The 15,356-nt window shown below is 68.4% G+C and carries 12 protein-coding genes; 3 read left to right on the forward strand and 9 right to left on the reverse strand.

The features are described from left to right. Position 1 precedes the first annotated feature (1 nt). The 6 genes from AB0I34_RS32670 to AB0I34_RS32695 are packed head-to-tail and all read right to left on the reverse strand — an operon-like array spanning position 2 to position 6,568. Positions 2-1,444 carry an aldehyde dehydrogenase family protein gene (locus AB0I34_RS32670; protein WP_360452568.1) on the reverse strand — a complete coding sequence of 481 codons (1,443 nt, stop codon included), beginning with the start codon at positions 1,442-1,444 and terminating at the stop codon, positions 2-4. Continuing rightward, a complete protein-coding gene (locus AB0I34_RS32675) occupies positions 1,441-2,298 on the reverse strand; it encodes an ATP-binding cassette domain-containing protein (RefSeq protein ID WP_360452570.1) in 858 nt (285 codons plus the stop codon). The genes AB0I34_RS32670 and AB0I34_RS32675 overlap by 4 nt, the downstream gene beginning before the upstream one ends. Beyond that, complete coding sequence (locus AB0I34_RS32680; RefSeq protein WP_360452572.1) at positions 2,291-3,277, reverse strand: ABC transporter ATP-binding protein; 987 nt, start codon at positions 3,275-3,277, stop codon at positions 2,291-2,293. Before AB0I34_RS32680 ends, AB0I34_RS32675 begins: the two co-directional genes overlap by 8 nt. Beyond that, positions 3,274-4,092, reverse strand: a complete 819-nt coding sequence (locus AB0I34_RS32685; protein WP_360452574.1) for an ABC transporter permease — start codon at positions 4,090-4,092, stop codon at positions 3,274-3,276. Before AB0I34_RS32685 ends, AB0I34_RS32680 begins: the two co-directional genes overlap by 4 nt. Then, entirely contained in the window at positions 4,089-5,039 is a 951-nt protein-coding gene (locus AB0I34_RS32690; RefSeq protein ID WP_360452576.1) for an ABC transporter permease, read from the reverse strand. The genes AB0I34_RS32685 and AB0I34_RS32690 overlap by 4 nt, the downstream gene beginning before the upstream one ends. Before the next feature lie 5 nt (positions 5,040-5,044). Next, positions 5,045-6,568: an ABC transporter substrate-binding protein gene (locus tag AB0I34_RS32695; RefSeq protein ID WP_360452578.1), complete on the reverse strand. Its 1,524-nt coding sequence runs from the start codon at positions 6,566-6,568 to the stop codon at positions 5,045-5,047. A 189-nt stretch (positions 6,569-6,757) separates the two neighbouring features. On the opposite strand from AB0I34_RS32695, the gene AB0I34_RS32700 reads away from it, so the two are divergent. From AB0I34_RS32700 to AB0I34_RS32710, 3 genes are all read left to right on the forward strand, one after another. Then, on the forward strand, positions 6,758-7,516 hold the full coding sequence (locus tag AB0I34_RS32700; protein ID WP_131364248.1) for a FadR/GntR family transcriptional regulator: 759 nt from the start codon (positions 6,758-6,760) through the stop codon (positions 7,514-7,516). A 100-nt stretch (positions 7,517-7,616) separates the two neighbouring features. After that, positions 7,617-9,266 (forward strand): FAD-dependent oxidoreductase, encoded by a 1,650-nt coding sequence (locus AB0I34_RS32705; RefSeq protein WP_360452580.1) that lies wholly within the window; start codon positions 7,617-7,619, stop codon positions 9,264-9,266. Continuing rightward, the gene (locus AB0I34_RS32710; RefSeq protein ID WP_360452582.1) at positions 9,266-10,651 is read left to right on the forward strand and encodes an ATP-binding protein; all 1,386 of its coding nucleotides are present in this window, start codon (positions 9,266-9,268) and stop codon (positions 10,649-10,651) included. Before AB0I34_RS32705 ends, AB0I34_RS32710 begins: the two co-directional genes overlap by 1 nt. Positions 10,652-10,764: 113 nt before the next feature. Here the strand turns inward: AB0I34_RS32710 and AB0I34_RS32715 are convergent, their stop codons facing one another. From AB0I34_RS32715 to AB0I34_RS32725, 3 genes are all read right to left on the reverse strand, one after another. Further along, a complete protein-coding gene (locus AB0I34_RS32715) occupies positions 10,765-11,739 on the reverse strand; it encodes a type IV toxin-antitoxin system AbiEi family antitoxin domain-containing protein (protein ID WP_360452584.1) in 975 nt (324 codons plus the stop codon). A 121-nt stretch (positions 11,740-11,860) separates the two neighbouring features. Beyond that, a complete protein-coding gene (locus AB0I34_RS32720; RefSeq protein ID WP_360452586.1) occupies positions 11,861-12,361 on the reverse strand; it encodes a hypothetical protein in 501 nt (166 codons plus the stop codon). A gap of 125 nt (positions 12,362-12,486) precedes the next feature. Further along, positions 12,487-15,057, reverse strand: coding sequence for an MXAN_6230/SCO0854 family RING domain-containing protein (locus AB0I34_RS32725; protein ID WP_360452588.1), 2,571 nt, complete (start codon positions 15,055-15,057; stop codon positions 12,487-12,489). Between the last annotated feature and the right edge of the window lie 299 nt (positions 15,058-15,356).

The following is a 15,356-nucleotide window of genomic DNA, read 5'->3' on the forward strand; positions in this document are numbered from 1 at the left end:
CTCAGGGACGCGGGCGGATGATGGCCATCCGGGTCGTGGTCAGTTCCTCGATCGCGAAGCGCGGTCCCTCACGGCCGATGCCGGAGTCCTTCACCCCGCCGTACGGCATCACGTCGGAGCGGAAGCCGGGCACCTCGTTGATCACCACGCCGCCGACGTCGAGCCGGTCGATCGCGGTGAACGCGGTGTCGAGCGAGGACGTGAAGACGCTGGCATGCAGCCCGTAGCGCGACTCGTTCACCGTTCGGAACGCGGAGTCGAGATCAGGCACCGACCGTACGGCGATCACCGGCCCGAAGATCTCCTCGTCCCAAGCCAGCTGCCCGGCCGGCACATCCGTCAACACCGTCGGACCGAGCACCGCGGTGGAGGCGTCGGCGCCGGGATAGGCGACGGCGGCGCCTGCGGTGAGGGACTGGCTGATCCAGGTGCGGACGCGGTCGGTCGACTTCGGGTCGATGAGGGCGGAGACGTGGGTGCTGGGGTCGCGGGGGTCGCCGACTACGACTGATGGAAGACGGGCGTTGAGTTCGTCGAGAAGAGCGGTGTGGATGGAGTCGACGGCGATGACGCGTTGGACCGAGATGCAGGCCTGGCCGGACGCGTAGTACCCGCCTCGGATGATGGCGTCGGCGGCCGCGTCCAGGTCGGCGTCGGCGGCAACCACCAGCGCTGAGTTGGACCCGAGTTCCAGGAGCACCTTGGTCGGCGCGGCATCACGCGCGATCTGATGACCCACCGCCGCCGAACCCGTGAAGGAGACAGCGCCGACCCGGCGGTCCGTGGTGAGGGTCGCGCCAACGTCCGCTCCCCCGGTGACCAGTTGCACCGCGCTCTCCGGCGCGTCCGCCTCGAGCAGCGCGGAGCGCATGAGATGCACGAGCCACAACGTCGCGAGTGGAGTCTGCGGCGCCGGCTTGATGATGATCGGACAACCCGCAGCGAACGCGGGAGCGATCTTATGGGCCGCCAGCAACAAGGGATAGTTGAACCCGGTGATCCCGACGACCACCCCGATCGGCTTCCGGACCCAGAACCCGACCAGCCCGTCCCCACTCGGCAGCAGATCCAGCGGCACGGTCTCCCCATGCAACCGGGCAACTTCCTCGGCCGACGTCTCCAACGTCAGCAGCGTCCGATCGATCTCGACCCGGCAGTCGACCAGCGGCTTCCCGGTCTCCAGGACGAGCAGGTCGACGAAGGCATCGCGCTCGGCCAGGACCGCGGAATGCACGCTCTGCAAGACTTTCCGGCGCAGGTACGACGGCAGCCGGCCGACGGTCTCGCGGACGCCGAGGGCGTGGTCGAGGGCTTGGCGGGCCAGTTCGACGTTCCCCACGGGCGCATCGGAGATCGTGGAACCGTCGTACGGGAAGATCACCGGGGCGGTGGACGGGGCCTCGATCCAGGTCTCACCGATCGGCAGGCCGGCTGGCAGTTTCACGCTGGTTCTCCCTTCGTCGCGAGCAGGTCGGACGTGGTTGCACCGGAGAGCGCCCTCTGGAGGGTCGGGATGGCCGAGACGAGACGCTGGGTGTAGGCGTGCTGAGGGGCGGCGTACACGTCGCCCGTGTAGCCACTCTCGACGATCTGGCCGGCATGCATCACGGCGACCCGATCGCAGACGTGCTTGACCACGGACAGGTCGTGGGAGACGAACACCAGGGTGAGGTCGAGTTCGTCGACCAGGTCCGAGATGAGGTTGAGCACCTGGGCGCGGACGGAGACGTCGAGAGCGCTCACTGGCTCGTCCGCGATCAGGATCCGCGGCCGCGGCGCGAGTGCTCGCGCGATCGAGATGCGTTGACGTTGGCCGCCGGAGAACTGATGCGGGTAGCGGTCACCGGCGTCCGCGGACAGCCCGACCGCCTCCAGCAACTCGCGAACGCGCTCTCCGGAGGCGGGATGCCCTTGGACGACGAGTGGTTCGGCGATGATGTCGCGGACCCGCATCCGGGGGTCCAGCGAGCTCATCGGGTCCTGGAAGACGAGCTGGAGGTTCTCGCGGAGGAAGCGCAGCCGGCGTTCCGGGAGGCGGGTGACGTCGGTGCCTTCGACAACGACACGACCCGAGGTGGGCTGGTCGAGGGCGGCGATGATGCGGAGCAGCGTGGACTTGCCGCAGCCGGATTCGCCGACGATGCCGAAGCGTTCGCCCTGCTTGACGTCCAGGCTGACGCCCCGGAGGGCCTGCACGACCGGTGCTGGACGCAACAAGGATGTGCGCGGACGGGGATAGTTGCGGACGACATCGATCACTTGGATGGCGGGAACCGGCTCGGGCACGTGTTCAGGCATGCGCGCCTCCCGCAGGGAGTCGGGGGCTCGATACAGGCTCAGCCGGGTGGTGGCAGGCGAAGCCGTCCGCGATCGGTCCGGTCCATTCCGGCGTACTGGCGCAGATGTCGGTGGCGTGGGGACAGCGGGTCCGGAAAACGCAGCCGGTGGGGAACCGGCCGGCAGCTGGAACGTTGCCGCGGATGGTGGGGAGGCGGCGGTCAGCGGTGTCCAGGTCCGAGGCGGCGAGGAGGCCTTGGGTGTAGCGGTGGCGCGGGTTGGTGAAGACCTCGCCGACCGGGCCCGATTCGACGACGCGGCCGCCGTACATGACGAGCACGCGTTCGCAGACGGTGGCGACGACGGCGAGGTCGTGGGTGATGAACAACAACGCCGACGAGCGCGCGACGACGCCCTTGACGATGAGGTCCAGGACGAGTGCCTGCACGGTGACGTCCAGTGCGGTCGTCGGTTCGTCGCAGATCAGCAGAGCCGGATCGTTGGCCAGGGCAAGGGCCAGAACGATTCGTTGCCGTTGGCCGCCAGACAACTGGTGTGGGTAGGCCCGCATCAAGTCCGCCGGGAGCTGGACTCGCTCCAGGAGCTCGAGAGCGGCGGTTCGGGCGGCACCGCGACCGGGCCGCGTCCGGTGGATCAGCATCGCTTCGGCGATCTGGTCGCCGATGCGCATGGTCGGGTTGAGCGCAGTCATCGGTTCCTGGAAGACCATGGCGAGTTCGCGGCCGCGGACCCTGGACATCCGGCGTTCGTCCGCGCCGATCAGGTCGTGGTCGACTCCGGTCAGCCGCACCGACCCCGAAGCGACCACATCCTCGGGTAGCAGACCGAGCACACTCAAGGCGGTCAGCGACTTTCCAGAGCCCGACTCGCCGATCAGCCCGACCCGCTCCCCCGGCCCCACGGTGAGATCCACATCGGAGACCAGCGTCTTGTCCCGCACCGTCACAGTCAGCCCCTGCACGGTGAGTACGTCGTTCATCGCCGGTCCTCCAGCTTCGGATCGAACCGGTCGCGCAACCCGTCGCCCAGCAGGTTGAATCCGAGTACGGCGATCGCGATCGCCACCCCCGGGAAGATCGCCAGCCGCGGCGCACTGAACAAGAACTCCTGACTCTCCTGCAGCATCCGCCCCCATGACGGAGTCGGCGGCGGCGTGCCGAATCCGAGGAACGACAGCGCGGCCTCGGCCAGCACAGCGATCGCGAACGACACCGACGCCTGCACCGTGATCAGACTCGTCACATTCGGCAGCACATGCCGCACCGCGATCGGCCAAGGCTGCCGTCCGGCCGCCCGCGCGGCCAACACGTACTCGGTCCGCATCACCTGCAACGCACCACTCCGGATCACCCGCGCGAACAACGGCACCGAGGCGATGCCGATGGCAATCATCGCCGTCAGCGTGCTCGCTCCGAAGACAGCTCCGAACATGATTGCCAGCAGCAACGCCGGGAACGCCAGCACCAGATCGTTCGCACGCATGATGAACTCGCTCGGCCACCGCCGCACCATCGCAGCGAGAATCCCCAGCGGTACGCCGATCACCGCGGCCACGCCCACCGCCACCACGCCGACGAACAGCGTCGTCCGCGAGCCGACCATGATCTGGCTGAGCACGTCCCGTCCGAACTTGTCGGTCCCGAACCAGTGGTCCCACGACGGCTTCGCCAACCGGATCGACGGGTCGACGAACGTCGCGTCGTACGGCGTCCAGACGAACGACACGAGCGCCATCAGCACGATGACCCCGACGATCACGCCGCCGGCGACCAGACTCGGGTTCAGCCGCCTCATCGCGACCCCACTCGCAGCCGCGGATCCAGGGCGACGTACAGCACATCGACCAGGAAGTTGACCAGCAGTACGGCGATGACGAGCACCATCACCACGTCCTGGACCAGCAGCAGATCGCGGTTCGACACCCCATCCAGCAGGAGACTGCCGAGCCCTGGGATCACGAACACCCGCTCCACCACGACAGCACCGATCAGCAGCGTTGCCAGTTGCAACCCGAGGACCGTCACGACCGGCACGGCCGCGTTGCGCAGACCGTGCCGCCACAACGCCTGGAACGGCCGCAGTCCCTTGGCCCGCGCAGTCCGCAGGTAATCCTCCCGCAGTACGTCGAGCACCGAGCTGCGGACGTACCGCGTCAGCACGGCGCCCTGCACCAGCCCGAGCGCCAACGCCGGCAGGATCAACTGTTTCAGGAACATGGCCGGGTCCTGGGCCGGCGGCGTCCAGCCGTTCGCCGGCAGCCAGCCGAGCTTCACGGCGAACAGCATGATCAGCAGGATGCCCGCGAGGAAGGCCGGTACGGCGACGCCAATCTGCGAGACTGCGGACAGCGCCAGGCCGGAGACCTTCCGATGCCGAGCCGCCATCAGAGTCCCGGCCGGGACCGCGATCAGCAGCGCGATGATCATGCCGGCCACGACCAGCAACAGCGTCACCTGCAACCGGTCGAACACCTGCGGACCGATCTCCGCCTTCGACACGTACGACGTCCCGAGGTCACCGTGCAGCAGTCCGCCGAGCCAGTCGACGTACTGCGTCGTGAGAGGCCGGTCGAGGCCGAACTGCTGCCGCAACTCGGTGACAGCCTGCTCGGAGGCGTTGACGCCGAGGGCGACCCGGGCCGGGTCGCCCGGCAGCACGGCCATGAACGCGAAGACCAGCACCGAGCTCACCGCAAGGCTGACCAAGAGCACGCCGGTGCGCTCGATCAGGCGGAGGATCACTCAGGTCACCTCGCCAGCTTCGACAGGTCGAAGTTCTCGGTGATCGCGTTCTGCGGCAGGCCTTTGATGTCCTTGTCCGCGACGATCAGGTTCGGCAGCAGGAACAGCCAGTCGCCGGCGGCCTGCTCGGACAGCCGCCGCGCCGCCTTCTTCATGTTGTCGACCTGCGCGGCCTCGTCACCGGAGTCCGCCGCGGCCAGGTACTGCTGCAGCGTCGGGTCGTCGTACCGGGTGTAGTACGTCGGGTTGAACACGGCACCGAGATCCCGCGGCTCGACGTGCGCGATGATCGACATGTCGTAGTCGGCGTTCTTGAAGACCGTGTTCAGCCACGCCGCCGGGAACTCCTGCGGATCGATCCGGACCTTCAGCCCGGCCTGCTCCAGCTGGCTCTTCACCACCTGGCCGCAGGACGTTGCGTACGGCAACGTCGGCAGCCGGAGCAGCAGCGTCTTGCCGGCCGCACCCGATGCCTGCAGCATCGACTTCGCCTTGGCCAGGTCGTACGGCGCGATGCTCGTGAGGTCCTCGTACCACGGGTCGGTCGGCGGGACCATGCTGCCGATCAGCTTGCCCCGACCGGCGAAACACGTGTCCAGCAAGGCCTTGTGGTCGATCGCCATCCGGATCGCCTGCCGGGTCCGGATGTCCTTGAACACGGGCCGCGAGTTGTTGAACGACAGCAGCACCTCGCCGTTCGTGGTGCCCTCGATCACCTGGTACTTGTCGTTGCTGGTGAACTGGCTGAGCGCCTCCGGCGCCTGGACCGTGCCGATCACGTTGATCGTGCCGGTGAGCAGCGCGTTGTTCAGCGCGGTCGGATCCTTGAAGTACTTCAGCGTGATCTGGTTGAAGAAGGGCTTGGTCCCCCAGTAACCGTCGTTGCGCTCGAGCACGATCGAGTCGCCGCGGTTCCACTTGGAGAACTTGTAAGGCCCGGTACCGATCGGCTGGGTGGCCAGCGCGCTGACGCCGCTGTCCGAGAACATCGCGCCGATCCGGGTCGTCATCCGGAACAGCCAGTCGTTGCTCGGCTTGCTCAGCGTCACCTGGAGCTGCGTCGGCGACAGCGCCTTCGCCCCGGAGACAACGTCCATCGCCGCCTTCAGCGAGGTGGTCCACGCGGTCTTGACTCTGTTGATGCTGAACACCGCGTCGGACGCGGTGAACGGCTTGTCATTGGTGAACTTCGCGTTGTCGACCAGGTCGAACGTGTAGGTCTTGCGGTCCGGCGACACCGTCCACGACTTCGCCAGCGACGGCACGATCTTGCCGGAGTCGTCCTGCTTGACCAGGCTCTCGTAGACGTTGCCGAGCAGTACCTGCGGGATCGCGGCGCCATCAGTGGTGGTGAAGTCGAGGCTGGCCGGCTCAGCAACCAGACCGATCGACAGTGACTGGTCGCCGCCGGGTGAGCTACCGGACGACGTACTGGATCCCGCCGAGCAGGCGCTCACGGCCAGGATCGCCGCAGCGGCGAACGCGACCGCACGGGTAGGCAGCGCCATCTTGATGAAAGGGGACTTCACGCGAACTCCTCCAGTGCCTCGAGCTGTCGCCGCATTCTGACGATCCCCGTCCGCTCGCGCGACCGCGGCCACGCGGTACGGCGGACTTCGCCGTCCAGCTGTGACTGGTCTGACCAGTGGACTAGGTATCAGTGGGCCACTAGGTTTGTCGGAACACAAGGGTCTGTCAAGGCGATTGGGGTGCACCGGATGACCAAGGGTCCGCAGTTCCAGCCGGTGCAACCGGTGCGCGCCTACCAGCGGATCGTCGAACAGGTCGAGGACGCGCTCGCCCGCGGTGATCTCGCTCCCGGTCAACGCCTGCCGAGTGAGCGCGAACTGGTGGCGCAGTTCGCCGTCAGCCGCTCCACCGTGCGCGAGGCTCTCCGTGTCCTGGAGAGCAACGGCGTCGTACGGTCTCGGCCGGGCGATCCGAACGGGCCGGAGATCCTGCCCTTCTCCCAGTCGGCGCTGCGCAAGCAGATGGTCCGGCTCGCCCGCGTCGACGAGCTGACCCTGGCGGAGCTGATCGGGTTCCGGATGATCATGGACGGTGCCGCGATCCAGGTCACTTCCCGCCTGCGGACGCCGGAGCAACTCGCCGACATCGAGGAGACGCTGGTGGCGATGCGGGCCGCTATCGATGTCGACTTCGCGGCGTTCAGCGAGGCGGATCTCGCCTTCCACGACGTGATCGCCCAGGTCAGCCGCAACTCGCTGATCCAGACCTGCAACGAGGTCGTCCGCGGCGTCGTACTGAGCCTGATCTCGGACAAGATCGCCCACGCCTCGAACAGCCGGGCCCTCATGCTCGAGTCGCTGCAGCATCACGCCGAGGTGGTGGAGGCGATCCGCGCTGGTGACGGCCACGCGGCGGCGCGGATCGCCCGGCAGAACATGTACGACTACTACGCCGGGTATGTGCCCGAACCCGAACGGGAAACGCTGCGCGCCCTGATCGAGGACTGAGGCAACTTTTTCGGCCACGTCAGGGGAATCTCGTGGCATCCTGACGGAATCGATCCACTGGGGGGCACCACGGGATCGGTCCACTGCTGGGGGGCACCGCGTGACCAAACCTGCGATTCTCACCGTCGACGACGACCCGATGGTTTCGGCGGCCATCTCCCGTGACCTGCGCCGGAGGTACGGCGACGACTACCTCGTGGTCAAGGCGACGTCGGGCGACCAGGCGCTCGCCGCGCTGACCAAGCTCGCCTTGCGTAACCAGCCGATCGCGATGATCGCCACCGACCAGCGGATGCCCGGGATGACCGGCATCGAGTTGCTCGAGCGGGCCCGCGAGCAGGCGCCGAGCGCGAAGTACCTGCTCCTCACGGCGTATGCCGACACCGAGGTCGCGATCAGGGCGATCAACGACATCGGCCTGGACTACTACCTGCTGAAGCCGTGGGACCCGCCCGAGGACCAACTGTTCCCGGTGATCGACGACCTGCTCGGCGACTGGCGCCACGCCAACCGCGAGCACACCTCCGACGTACGCGTCGTCGGGCACCGCTGGTCGGATCGCGCGCACGACATCAAGACCTTCCTGGCCCGCAACCACGTTCCCTACAGCTGGTACGACGTCGATCGCGATGCCGAGGCTCAACGGCTGCAGGACCTCGCGGACGCGGCGGACGCCGACCTGCCGCTCGTGCTCGTCCCCGACGGAGACACGCTCCGTGCACCGTCCTCGGTCGACCTCGCGTCCGCCCTCGGCCTGCGGACCCGGGCCGAGCAGCCGCTGTACGACGTCTGCATCGTCGGAGGTGGACCCGCCGGACTGGCGGCGGCGGTGTACGCGGCGTCCGAAGGGCTGAGCACCGTGATCGTCGAGCGGGAGGCACCCGGCGGTCAGGCCGGTCTGAGCGCGGCGATCGAGAACTACCTCGGATTCCCGCGCGGGCTGACCGGATCCGACCTGGCGCAGCGGGCCGTCGCCCAGGCGTCCCGCTTCGGCGCCGAGATGGTGCTGGCCCGATCGGTCGTCGGCGTCGAGTCGCGCGGCCCGGTGCACGCCGTACTGCTGGAGGGATCGGGCGAGATCGAGGCCCGCGCGCTGATCGTCGCGACCGGCGTCTCGTACCGGAGCCTGGATGTCGACGGTCTCGCCGACTTCACCGGGCGCGGCGTGTTCTACGGAGCGACGGCGAGCGAGGCCACTCAGTGCCGGGACGAGGAGGTGTACATCGTCGGCGCGGCGAACTCGGCGGGTCAGGCGGCACTGAACCTCGCGCGCTACGCCAAGCGGGTCGTGCTGCTGGTGCGTGGGGAGACGCTGGAGAGCTCGATGTCGCGGTACCTGATCGACAAGATCGCCAAGGTCACGAACATCGAGATCCGCTGCCGCACGGAGGTGGTGGGCTGCCGGGGCGACGGCCATCTCGAAGGGCTGACGCTGGCGGACCGCGCCTCCGGCCGGGTCGAAGAGGTGCAGGCGGCCTGGCTGTTCGTGTTCGTCGGCGCCTCGCCGCGGACCGAGTGGCTCGGACAATCGGTGCTCCGCGACGACAAAGGCTTCGTGATGACAGGCCCGGAGCAGATCGGGCAGGATCGCTGGCAACTCCCCCGACCGCCGTACGCGCTGGAGACCAGCGTGCCGGGTGTCTTCGCGGCGGGCGACGTACGGCTCGACTCGATGAAACGGGTCGCGTCGGCCGTCGGCGAGGGCGCGATGTCGGTCTACCTCGTCCACCGCTACCTGGCGACAGTCTGATGAACGTCGACGACCTGCGCGACCTCGCCCTCTTCGCGGGACTGACCGATGCTCAACTCGGCGAGCTGATCGACGGCAGCACCACGGTGCCGATCGAGCCCGGTGCCGACCTGTTCCACGAAGGCGAGCCGGCGGACTTCTGGTGGGTGCTCGTCGACGGCGCGATCGCGTTGCACCGCAAGATCGGTCGCGAGGACACCGTGATGGGCAAGATGGACGTCCCCGGTCGGTGGGCCGGTGGATTCCGCGCCTGGGACGACCACGGTGTCTATCTGGCCAGCGGCCGCGGCATCGCCGAGGGACGGGTACTGCGGGTGCCCACCGACCTCCTGCGCGAGCGGATCGACGTGTGGTTCCCGCTCGGCGGGCACCTGATCAAGGGCGTCTACGGGACCGCCCGGGCGATCGAGTCGACGGCTCGGCAGCGGGATGCGCTGGTCACGCTCGGCACGCTGGCCGCGGGGCTGGCGCACGAGATCAACAATCCGGCCGCGGCGGCCTCGCGCTCGGTCAGTGCTCTCGACACGGCCTGCTCTTCCCTGCTGTCGTCACTGCGCGGTCTCGCGGGGAAAGTGAGCGAGGATCAGTTCGGCCGGCTGGATTCGTTGCGCTTGGAGCTCGGCTCTCGGGCTGCGATTCTCGATCCGGTTGATCTGGCCGACAACGAGAACACCATCTCGGACTGGCTGGCCGATCACGATGTCGAACGGGACTGGTTGATCGCACCGCCGCTGGCTGCGGCGGGGGCGGATGTCGAGTGGTGCGAGCGCGCGGCCGACGTACTGGGTGATGCTCTGGAGCCTGGGTTGGAGTGGGTCGGGAGCACGCTCGCTGCGACCACTCTGCTCGGCGAGGTGAAGGAGTCGACGCGGCGCATCACCGAACTCGTCGCCGCGGTCCGGTCGTACTCGCAGATGGACCGCGGGTCGATCCAGACGATCGACGTGACCGAGGGCATCGAGAGCACGCTGGTCATGCTCGGCCACAAACTCCGCGACGGCACCGAGGTGATCCGGGCGTACGGCGCTGACGTTCCACGGATCGATGCGTTCGCGGGCGAGCTGAACCAGGTGTGGACCAACCTGATCGACAACGCGGTCGACGCGATGGACGGCACCGGGACGCTCCGGATCACGACCCGGACGGACGGCGACCGGATCGTGGTCGAGTTCACCGACACCGGACCCGGCATGTCGCCCGAGGTCGTCGCGCGCGCGTTCGAGCCCTTCTACACCACCAAGGACGTCGGTAAGGGCACCGGCCTGGGCCTGGACATCGCGCAGCGGATCGTGGCCGAACACCACGGCGGCACCATCACCATCACCTCCCACCCAGGCCAAACCACAGTCCAGGTCCGCCTCCCCCACCAACCCATCCCCCGCTGACCCCCGCCTCCCCCGCTGACCTCGCGCACCCGCTGACCCGCTGACCTCGCTGACCCGCCGGCCCGCTGACCCCCGTCGGCCGCTGGCGGGTTGTTTGGCCGATGGCGGGACAACTACTGGCCAGCGGTGACATAACCCGCTATCGAGCCCGGCTGCGACCGCCCGATGGCCCGGCGGATGCGGGCCAGGAGATCGAGCGGGCGGGCGAAGTCCGGCCAGCTGACCCGGACGACCTGAGAGCCGAGGTCCCGGAGGCGGTCTTCTCGGACCTTCTCCGCGATCAGCGCGTCCGCGGTGCCGTCGCCGTACTTGATGGCGCCGTCGAACTCGATGACAACACCGCACTCCGCGAGCAAGAAATCGACCCGCGCCACCAGAGCACCGTGCTCATCGCGAATCTCGGCCTGCAGCGTCGCCACCGGCAAGCCCAGGTCAGCGAGCATGACCCGCAGCCGGGACTCGCCGACCGACTCCGACCGGCCGTCCGCGAACAGAACCGCGCGAGTCGCCGTCGTATTGCCAGGTCGGCCCTCGAAAAGGCTCAAGGCAGCCGCCAACTGTTCGGCCGTGGCGACCCGACGCCGCAACGCTTGATCCACCACCGACACCGCAACCGGGTAGCTGGCTGCACGGCTGGCTTCCACGACAGCTCGGGCACCGCGAGTCAGGAGTACGCCGTCCTGCTCGACCGGCTCGCCGATCGGCGGACGCGCCGCATGCTGACACACCGTCGAGCCGGAGCGGCCTAGCCCGGAGACCCTGGTGACGTGCACACGTCGTAGATCGAGCTCCGAGACCTGGACGCCGTACAACAGGAGAGCCGACTGGTGGCTCACGACGGCGCGACCGGCCAAGCGTTGGTAGACGGCTTTCGCGGAACGCAGGTGCAGCCATGCCGCCCGGTCCCACGCGGCCATCGACGCGAACTCGGAACCGAGCTGCGCATACGCACCCCGGGTGAGCCTGATCCATCGGCCGGCCGTCACCCGCCGGTGAATGTCCGCATCCGTGTACCCGGCGGCGCACGCGTCTGCTCGCGTGAACCAGTCCCCACGGCCGGCGGCGATGAGCATGAGTTTGGTGTTCATGCCCGAGAACATGCCGCGTTCCCGGGCGCTCGAGCCGACGAATTCCGCAGCTGTGGATAGCGGGTTGTTTCACCGCTGGGCGGTTACATCACGGTACCGGTGGAACAAGCCGTCATTTGGCTCAGGTGTCGTGTTCGAGGATTCGGACTCGGGGGACCTTGAGGGTTTTGCGGGCTCTGGTGGTCCAGTCGGAGCAGAGGAAGCGGGCGGCGGTCTCCGGCCAGGCGACCACGACGACCTCGCGGCTGTTGGTGGTCTTCACCAGTGTTTTGAGGGCCAGCAGGACCTCGCCGTGGGTGATCGAGACGTTCACCGGGTATCCGCTGGCGCCGCGCAAGTGACGCGAACTGTGTTCGATCACCGAGCCGAGGTCGAACAACGGGTCCGCGAGCGTCGTCGTCGTACTGGCTGCCCGGGCTGCCGCCGTACCGGACACGCCGGCCACGTCGTCGAATGTCGACCCGAGCAGCGCCAGCGGGCCGCCGAAACCGCTCTCCGGCTGGCTCGTGACGAGCAGGTGGTAGTCGACGGACTCCTCATACCTTGCGTGCAGGGCGGCAACGCGGCGCGCGTCGCCCTCGCTCATCTCCCGCTCGATGAGCACAACCACGTCGTACGTCATGCGTGGCTCCCTTCGCCTTCACTTCCGTTGTACTCCCGTACCCCTGCATGCCAAAGAACCGGGTACGGCAACGTCACAGAATTGTCAGAACCGTCACAGGGTTCTCTCAGGAAGCAGTGGCCCGATCAGGTCGGGAGCGGCGCGTGCGCCCGCGTGTCGGGGGCCAGCGTGCTCAGGAGCTGCGGAGCGTCGATCAGGGTGTGAGCAGCGGAATCGAGCAGGTGCGCGTGCAATGCGTAGACCTGCGCGCCGTGGCGAGGCGTGATGTCGCCAGTCAGGACCGCGGCGAAGTCGGACCGGTTCGCGGCGTCCTCGTCCCACGGGCGATCGGGCTCAAGACGGGCCGTCAGGCGGCGCGCGAATCCGGCCGGATCCTCGGCGGGATCACGCACATACCCGACGACCGAGCCATCGGCACACCGCACGACGACCTCGTCGGAGCGGGCCGCGGCATGCCAGCAGCACACCTCCCACAGGCTCACCCGGTCGCCCGAGCCGTGCACGTCCTCCAGCGTCGCCGCCATCAGTGCGATGTGACCGCCGTACCGCGCGATGTTGTGCCCGTAGCCGGCCGCGCGGAGGTTCACGTCGTACCAGCGCAGCTCCTTGGTGTGCAGGTCGACGCCGAACGGCAGCAGGATCTTCGCCGGTCCGGCGAGATCGAAGCGTTCCTCGACCGCGGCCGGGTCGAACAGGCCGGTCGGTTGCCGCATCACCCCGACGAACCCGCGCTCGAGTTCGTCGAACGGTACGTTGTTGTAGCTGAACACCACCGGCAGCACATACCGCCCGCCGACCCGTCGCACCGCGCGCAAGTCGAGGTCCACGAACTCCGTCGAACCATCGGGCGCCGGCGCGGAGGTGAGGTCGCCAGAGTGCACCAACGCGTCCTGGTCGAACCGCAGGCGCGTGTAGTCGCACAGCCCGACGAAGGCCCACTCCTCGTCGAACACCGCCACCGACAGATCGAGATCCACCCGTCGGCCGGGCGGCTCGACCCAGTGCAGGAACAGCCGCAGCAACTCGTCCGGCGGGATCGGCGCCGCGCTCCCCCGGGTCATCCGCCGCAACGTCGACGAGGCATTCCGCTCCGAACCAGGGGCCGCCAGCCGCGCCAACTCCTCGTCCAGGAACACCCGTCGCAGCGGCGGCAGAGCCGTTGCCCGGCGCAACATTTCACCCACGAGTACGTCGGTCAGCGCGGAAGCCGTGTCGGCGGGCAGCGGCTCGCGCTCGTCCACCGACGTCCAGATCCGCGCCGTCCCGCCCCGGGGGAAGAACAGCCGCAGATCGCCAGGCGGCGTGCGGACCTGACCGATCGCCGCTGTGATCACCACCGGCGACACGTCCGAGACAGCCGTCGCCAGCGCCTCCACCAACGCGCCATGCTGATCTGGCGGCAACGCACGCGCCAACTGGACCAGGCGCCGCACCAACTCGCCCGGCCGCTGACGCAGCAGGTCGAGCGCATGGCCTGGCCGCCCGTCCGCGAACGCACCCTCGACCCGAGACGCGAACGTGCTTGTCGCGAGCCGCTTACCCTCGAGCCGCACGAACGGATGCTGCGAAGCCTCGCCCAGCACCGCCCGCCCCGCCGCCGTACCAAGATCCAGATCAGTACGCCGCAGGATCGCGAAGGCCAGCGCCGCCACCGGGTGACGGGTCGCGAATTCGAACGGATGCAAGTTCTCCGCCATCCGCTTCCAGGCGCGTTCGTGCCGGAGCATGTCCTCGACCAGAGGCTCGGCCGGCAACCGGTCGAGCCGCGCGAGCACCAGCCGACGCGTTGCCCGAGGCAACGACTGCCGCCGGGCCGGCGGCGTCCGCAACCCCGGATCGGCGTCCATCAGCGCATGCAACACCCGCAGTACGTCGGTCGCGGTGCCGGCCCGATCGATCAGGTCAGGATCGTCGGTGAGGAAGTGCGCAATGACCAGCGCCCGGGTCTCGCGGACCGGGATGTCGTCCGGCAGCCAGGACGGGTCCGCACCGGACAACAGCAACTGCAGGTCCGCGCGATCCGCGGCGGACAGCGGGGAGCGTCGTACCAGCAGGTCGTCGACCGTCGTCCGGACAGAGTCTGACTGCGCGAGCGACAGGAGACGCAGGCGATCCGAGCGCACGTGGGCCGGCTGCACCTCGTGGAAGGACGGCTTGAGGAACGGGTCGAGCGGATCGATCCGGCGCAGGCACAGCGGACAGGCGCTCAGCTCGGAGCCGTCCCAGCAGGTCCGGCAGACCAGGTGGGCGCAGGGCGAGACGGCATGCACCGACTTCGTGTCTCCGCACAACACACACGGCTGCTCCGGCTCCTGCAGCAGCCGCGCGAAGACGCGGTTCACATAGAAGGTCTCGGTGTTGCCCGGCACGCTCTCGGGGAAGCCACGGAACAGCGGCACATGCTCGGCGTTTTGACCGGACTCCGCATCGAGTAGGTCCAGCAGCTTGCCGCCGAACCCCGCAAGCGCAGGGGCCGACAGCGACGCGCAGTACCGGTACAGACCGACGGACAGGAGGAAGCCGCGCTGGACCAGGTCGGCCTGCAACGCGGACAACCCGGCCTGGATGGTGAGCGGCCGGCGCAGCCACTGCCACGCGGAGCGGCGTACCGGAGGGGTCAGCGCTGTGGTGTCGACGAGCCGACGGCGGCGGAGCAGGACAGCTGCCTGGCTCTCCTCCGAGGCGTGCTCCGGCATCGCGGCCTCCCCGCTGGCTGGGCGTCTGGTCTGTCATGGGCGTAGCGGACAAGGCCAGGGGCGGAGAGCGGACGCGCTACATGGCCTGGTGAAGGAGAAGGAAGCACGTCCTGGAGCCGCCCCTGGCAACAAGAACGCTACCGGTCGCCACCGACAGTTTCCGCCGGCCTGAATCACGGCGAGTCGGGACCTGAGAAGGTCCGCACAAAGAAGAGCTCCGGTACCAGGGTCGGGGCCGCCCCGCCCAGACCCCGGTACCGGAGGTCTCCAGAGTAGAACGTTCACCCAAACGCTGCGCC

The sequence above is a fragment of the Kribbella sp. NPDC050281 genome, from assembly GCF_040655855.1.
Classification (GTDB): Bacteria; Actinomycetota; Actinomycetes; order Propionibacteriales; family Kribbellaceae; genus Kribbella.

Excerpts from the sequence above, each read along its gene's own strand:
- AB0I34_RS32680 (WP_360452572.1), bottom strand. The coding sequence starts at position 3,277 with ATGAACGACGTACTCACCGTGCAGGGGCTGACTGTGACGGTGCGGGAC.
- AB0I34_RS32715 (WP_360452584.1), bottom strand. The coding sequence starts at position 11,739 with ATGAACACCAAACTCATGCTCATCGCCGCCGGCCGTGGGGACTGGTTC.
- AB0I34_RS32675 (WP_360452570.1), bottom strand. The coding sequence starts at position 2,298 with ATGCCTGAACACGTGCCCGAGCCGGTTCCCGCCATCCAAGTGATCGAT.
- AB0I34_RS32725 (WP_360452588.1), bottom strand. The coding sequence starts at position 15,057 with ATGCCGGAGCACGCCTCGGAGGAGAGCCAGGCAGCTGTCCTGCTCCGC.
- AB0I34_RS32720 (WP_360452586.1), bottom strand. The coding sequence starts at position 12,361 with ATGACGTACGACGTGGTTGTGCTCATCGAGCGGGAGATGAGCGAGGGC.
- AB0I34_RS32685 (WP_360452574.1), bottom strand. The coding sequence starts at position 4,092 with ATGAGGCGGCTGAACCCGAGTCTGGTCGCCGGCGGCGTGATCGTCGGG.
- AB0I34_RS32710 (WP_360452582.1), top strand. The coding sequence starts at position 9,266 with ATGAACGTCGACGACCTGCGCGACCTCGCCCTCTTCGCGGGACTGACC.
- AB0I34_RS32700 (WP_131364248.1), top strand. The coding sequence starts at position 6,758 with ATGACCAAGGGTCCGCAGTTCCAGCCGGTGCAACCGGTGCGCGCCTAC.